Source organism: Pseudomonas sp. Irchel s3b6, assembly GCF_900187415.1.
Lineage (GTDB): Bacteria > Pseudomonadota > Gammaproteobacteria > Pseudomonadales > Pseudomonadaceae > Aquipseudomonas.
In genome coordinates this window covers 1-5,892 of sequence record NZ_FYDM01000032.1, presented here as the reverse complement: position 1 = coordinate 5,892, position 5,892 = coordinate 1, and the positions used below count along the sequence as shown (strand labels likewise).

Sequence of the window (5,892 nt, the reverse complement as noted above, 5' to 3'; positions counted from 1 at the left end):
CACCTCTTTTTCAACTTCCTTTCGACTTCGATGACCTGAAGCAACTTGCCGCCGAAAACTGCGTAACTCTTTGTTTACCAAGGAGTTTTCCGTTTCGACTGCGCCGGAAGTGGGGCGAATTATAGACAGATAAAATTCGCCGTCAACTGCTAATTCAGGGTTTCTATCAGTAAAGCCGAAAACACCCCTGAAACCTCGACGATCTATATAAGGAAAGCAAGGAAAGAGGGACAGCCCCCCTACTCTTAACCTCCGCTCCGGGTCCAGAAACGCTCATGGCGCCAGGGCTTGATTCCAAGCGGGCGACTCAAACACACCTGCCGCCTCCAGAATCGCAACTATTGATTCTGGCCAAACGGTTTTCTCAGTAGATCTCAGCTCGTCAGCTGACCACCAGTGATGATCCGCCATCACTTGAGTTTCGTGCGAGGTCCATTCGCAGCGAGAGAGAGCCTGGGTTTGCGCGCGCACAACGAAGTACTGTTCAATCGAGATGACCCTCTCGCCGCTTGGCATCAACATGGGAAACCTGCGATTGGCCACCGGTTCTCCAACGGCGCTGACCTGAATACCGGTTTCTTCGCGCAATTCACGTATCGCCGCGACCTGGAACGTCTCGCCCTCCTCCAGGCCACCGCCAGGCGTTGCCCAGTGATCATGACCCGCCAACGCTCCTTCCTTATGAACAAACCTGAAAAGAAGGACCTTTCGGCAAGGACTCACCACGAACAGTCTTGCTGATCTTCGCTCACGCATTTGACTCATATCTTCCCTGATTTCTTGAAGTGTGGAGCGCCGTCCCGATCTATCGAAGGGCACCGCGATTACTCGGAGCACGACGATAGGGCAATGATACTTCACCAGGGTTGTCCCTGAAGCACTTCATCCAAGGTGAACATAGCGGCATGAGCGCCTTGCCTCCCGAAAACCTTGACGACTGCGCGAGCTACATACCGAGGCCGCTCAGTACCTGGTCGACGCGCACGCACATCGCGAACCGCTGGGAACTTACCTGGGCCGGAGAGGCACCACCCTGCCCTCCCTTACGCGAATATGCCTTGGTGCAAAACGCACTACAGAGACTACGAGAACACCCTGCACACGCAGGGCAACAACTTCGATGCGATCACCGGACGTGACCTGAAGCAGCCCTTGATGCAAGCCGGCAACAAAGCGTCGACGGTGTTTGCCGCACGCATACATGTTGACGCGGGTACCTGGTGCTATTTCGAACCAGCAGGATAGGGGGTGCCCAGTGCCATTCACTGATTTCGCCAAGGTCTGACTCGTGAGTGGCTTGGCGAGGCAGATTTAGCCGGAAAATTGACGCACTTATTACTGGCGCATCTATCTGCACGCCACTCGTCGATTAATTGACGACCTTGATCGGCATCAGACGCTGGGCACAGGTGACCGCGGCGAGCCTAAGACCTTGATTTATGAGGGCTAGTGGCCACCATTTGAGCATCGGCCGGGCAATCTGCATGAGGCTTGAGTCGACGACTGGCGGATGGGTGGGCTGGCAGCGCGCTGAGCTGACCTAGACTCAGTTGACGGGCTCGATGGAGCACATTGCCATGTGCAAGCTATTGATAACTACTCCTATTTGTGCGGTCTCAATGGCTTTGCCCGGTTTTTGGAAACGTCCGCAACCCCTGCCAGTGCAGCAGGTTGCTAATACTCGGGCGGGCACCGTCAAGCTTTGTCGGCGTTCGCATTTGTCCTTCAACCGCAGTGGCCAGACGAACGATCTGCTGATCCAGGAAGAACAGCGCGTGGAGGTCACCGCTCGTTTTTCAAGGGGGTCAGGAATATGATGCCGGACCACAGAAAACCCATACGCGTGATGCTGATCGATTGTCGCCCCCTCGTCCTCATGGGCCTGAACGATTTGATCAATGCCAAGAAGCCCCGGATGGAAGTGATCGGCCAGGCCATCACCTATACCAATGCGCTGGATCTTGCCGATCAGTTGCGTCCCAATGTCATTTTTTTCAGTTTTTTTCCGGATGCGCTGGACCCGCTGGAGGTCGTCGCGGGACTCACCCGCAGCACCGAAATGAAAGTGCTGGTGCTCAAGGGCCTGTACGAAGCCGTCCCCGTTGGCCAGGCGATAGAGGCAGGCGCACGCGGCATCGTGCTGGCGGAAGACCCGACGGAATCGATTATCCGGGCCATCATCAACGTCCACCATCACGACATCGGACTGGACAGAGCCTGGGCCGGTGGGCTTTCCGGCTATGCTGCGACCGGGCATATTCCCTTGAAATGCAATCTGGAGCAGATGAAGCAGGCACGGCTGACGCTGCGCGAGAGGGAACTGATTCGCGCCATCGTGGGGGATCCGTCCGCCAAATACATGTGCATCGCCGAGCGCTTGGGTATCAGCGAGCACACCGTGCACAACCACCTCAGCAACATCTATCAAAAGCTTAATCTCATCAACCGCATCGACTTGCTGATGTATGCGCTGAAGCACGGGCTCACCAATAGCGAAGAGCCGCCCGAGTCCGCTTGGGTGGAATTGGACTGACTGGTGGTGGGTGCCACGGTGCGATGCACGCGGTGATCGGACAAGGGGCAAATGTGTTCTTGTGCGCCCGGCAATCCCGGCAATAGCATCTGCCCGCTCTAAAACACCTTGGCCCCATGGTTTTGATGTGCTGCAGCGCCGGATGCTGTTTACGGCGTTGGTGTGCTTGACGGCAAAGGCTTCGCCCCCCTTGAACCCGGGAAGCTCGTCTTGCCTCGTTGAACCAGGAACGAAGCGGCCTGATGAAAACGGCCTGGCCCCTTGTGGGAGCCAGGCCGTGTGCCCTCAGTGGCGTTCAGACAATATCAGTGCTTACTATGTCGGTCACCCCGACCAACTGGATGATGCTGGTGATACCGTTACCGTCGCCGTCGAATGCCAGGTAGCCGTCGCCTCCAACGACGCCAAAGTAGTAGTTCGTCGTGCCGTTCAGCGCGGTATCGGCGGCGGCTGTGAACGCCGCCAGGTTGGTGGCCGGTGCCAGCACTTCGGTGTAGTTCGCCCCCGAACCGGCCGTTGTGAAGTCGAGCTTGTCAAAGCCGGTGGCAAAACCGCCATCGATGACAGTCGAGACCATGGAGAGCAGCCCGTCGACGTCGGTGTCGGCGATCACGAACGTGTCCTCACCCGTTGAGGCCGTCACGCGGTTGTCGCCAACAATCGTCACGTCCAGGGTTTGCGTGGCCGTCGCGTCACTGTCGGCATCCGCCAGCACCACATCGAAGGTCAGGTGGGCGTCCGGTGTCGCCGTGGACACGAAGCCGATGTTGACGATTTTGATGGGTTCGTTGTTCTGCTCAGTCGTGGCGCCACCGAAAGCGATCTGGGCATTGGTTGTTGCGCCCTCAACCCCCGGAGTCGCGAGATTGTCGATGGCCCCATTGAGCTGGAACCCGGTCCCGCTTGTGCCTTGGGTCGATGTCACCACTTGAGCGCCCTGGATCGAGTAGTTTTCGTCGCCGAAGTTGTAGTCATTGCTCTCGAAGACCACGATGCCGTTTTGTGCCTGAGCCACAAATCCATAGGTGGGCACATCGGCATTGAAAACGTCGTCATTACCGGCTGAGTTTCCAACAATGAAGGTCCGATTGATTGTATCCCCGTTGCCATCAACCAGCTTCAATACCACCAGCATGTCTTTGCCGGCGCCAGGACCGGCCTGTGTGAACTCGATAAAGATCGCCTTGCTCGTTGCCCTGATCGCGGCAGAATCGGTGAACCCCTGGGGATTTGTTTTGTAGAAGTCCAGATCAATTACCTCGTCCGATTGGAGCGTGTCGCTGGCAGCGCCAATCGAATCCGATGAGACCGTGACATACCGTCGATCATTCGAGAACAAGCCTGTGAGGGTGTCGTAAGCGAAGGTTTGGCCCGTCCCGTTATCCACGCCGAATCCCTCGAACTGCACAAAGAAGGTGTCGGCAAGCTTCATCACCGAGACCGGCGGATTCGAGCCAACGGTCGTGGCCGAGTTGAGCGCATAGCCCTGAAGGGGGTTACCAGGCGTCGAGGTGTTCAGGATGCTGAAGCTCTGAATCTCCTGAGCCAGCTTCAAGGTATAGGTGTCAGCCACCTTGTCAAAGATCAGCGTGCCGGTGGCGTTGGTGGTCGCTCCCTGCGCCGGGTTGTTGGACACGTAGGTGAAGCCCACGTTGAACACCGCCTGGCCATCCGTCTCCGAGACCCAACTTACCGATGTGTTGGTGATGGCGTTCGCACCCACCGTGACGCCCGTGAGGGCCACGGACAGGAAGTCGGAGTTCGACGCACTGTAAGGCGCCACATGCTTGTCCGCGCCAATCGAGTAAGCGAAGACGCCCGTTCCACCGAGATCCGTCAAAGCCCCCCCGTTGCTGCTGTTCGCGTAGACCAGATTCGACTTGGCCGTCACGATCGGAGTGTCGTCATCGACGTTGATCCCCAGTGTGCCATCGGCCGTATCGCCATCACCATCGGTCACCTGGTAGTTGATGGTGAATGCCTGGTTGTTCTCGGTCAGGCCCGCCGCATGGAGGATCGGATTGTTTTGCACCACCGTGTAGGCGCCCGTTGCCGCGACCATCGTCAGCGTCAACACCGTGGTCGTGCCCTGCTTGACCAACAGACTGGTGCCATCGGCCACATAGGTGAAGCCTGTGGGCGCTCCGCTGGTCAGATAGGCCACCGTGCCGGCCCCGTCCTGGCCAAAGTCGTGGCCCAGAGTGCCGCTTACGTTAGCCGAATCTGCATCGTCACCCGTGCCGCCAGGATTGCCCGAGAGCGCATCGTCGTCGAGCAGCACCGTGTTGTTGGCCGACACCGCCGGTCCGTCGTCGTCGAAGTTGATGTCATCGCCGATACCGACGCTGTCAGTGCTGGTGTCGCCGTCGCCGTCGGTCACCGTCACCACCGCGTTGATCAGACCGCTCAGATCAATCCGGTCGTCGTGGGCCGCCGCCGTACTGCCGGCGACAGGATGCGTGAGCGAGACATACTGCGCCACCGCCACGTTGCCGTCCTGCAGCAGGGCAATCGCGAACGCCGCAGGATCCGCTACCGAGACCACGCCATTGGCCACGTCATAGCGGCCGACAATCAGATCGCCTTCCTTGAACAACAGGATGTTCTTGCCATCGGTGGTGTTGAGCAGCGAATCGGTACCGTCGCCGCCCACAATTGCCAGCGACAGCACTTTGGTTGCACCTTCCTGGTCCTGGCCAAAGCTGCTGAGCAACGTGGTGGCCAAAGGTGTGGTGCTGATCGCGAACTCTGCTGGATTCAAGTCCGTGCCCTTGTTCGCCACTTCCGTGTCGAACAGTGCCAGAACCGCCGCCGCGTCGCTGTCGTTATCCTGGTTGCCGGCCGTCTCGTCGATCGTTACCGAGCCGCCGCCATCGATCACGTCCGCGCTCGGTCCGTCGTCGTCGAAGTTGATGTCATCGCCGATGCCGACGCTGTCAGTGCTGGTGTCGCCGTCGCCGTCGGTCACCGTCACCACTGCGTTGATCAGACCGGTCAGATCAACCCGGTCGTCGTGGGCCGCCGCCGTACTGCCGGCGGTAGGGTGCGTGAGTGAGACATACTGCGCCACCGCCACGTTGCCGTCCTGCAGCAGGGCAATCGCGAACGCCGCAGGATCTGCTACCGTGACCACGCCATTGGCCACGTCATAGCGGCCGACAATCAGATCGCCTTCCTTGAACAACAGGATGTTCTTGCCATCGGTGGTGTTGAGCAGCGAGTCGGTACCGTCGCCGCCCACAATCGCCAGTGACAGCACTTTGGTCGCACCCTCCTGGTCCTGGCCAAAGCTGCTGAGCAACGTGGTGGCCAAAGGCGTGGTGCTGATCGCGAACTCTGCTGGATTCAAGTCCGTGCCC

The 5,892-nt window shown here is 58.7% G+C and carries 3 protein-coding genes; 1 reads left to right on the top strand and 2 read right to left on the bottom strand.

Going from position 1 to position 5,892, the window contains the following annotated elements:
- Window positions 1-273 precede the first annotated feature (273 nt).
- A complete protein-coding gene (locus tag CKW07_RS24995) occupies window positions 274-756 on the bottom strand; it encodes an NUDIX hydrolase (protein ID WP_095147505.1) in 483 nt (160 codons plus the stop codon).
- Between the two features lie 1,060 nt (window positions 757-1,816).
- On the opposite strand from CKW07_RS24995, the gene CKW07_RS24980 reads away from it, so the two are divergent.
- Window positions 1,817-2,533: a LuxR C-terminal-related transcriptional regulator gene (locus CKW07_RS24980; RefSeq protein WP_095147502.1), complete on the top strand. Its 717-nt coding sequence runs from the start codon at window positions 1,817-1,819 to the stop codon at window positions 2,531-2,533.
- 295 nt (window positions 2,534-2,828) lie between these two features.
- On the opposite strand, the gene CKW07_RS25520 is transcribed toward CKW07_RS24980, so the two are convergent.
- A partial coding sequence (locus CKW07_RS25520) for a DUF5801 repeats-in-toxin domain-containing protein (RefSeq protein WP_256577113.1) occupies window positions 2,829-5,892 on the bottom strand: 3,064 nt, incomplete at its 5' end.

Coding starts and splice junctions, on each gene's coding strand:
- CKW07_RS24995 (WP_095147505.1), bottom strand. CDS start 756: ATGCGTGAGCGAAGATCAGCAAGACTGTTCGTGGTGAGTCCTTGCCGA.
- CKW07_RS24980 (WP_095147502.1), top strand. CDS start 1,817: ATGCCGGACCACAGAAAACCCATACGCGTGATGCTGATCGATTGTCGC.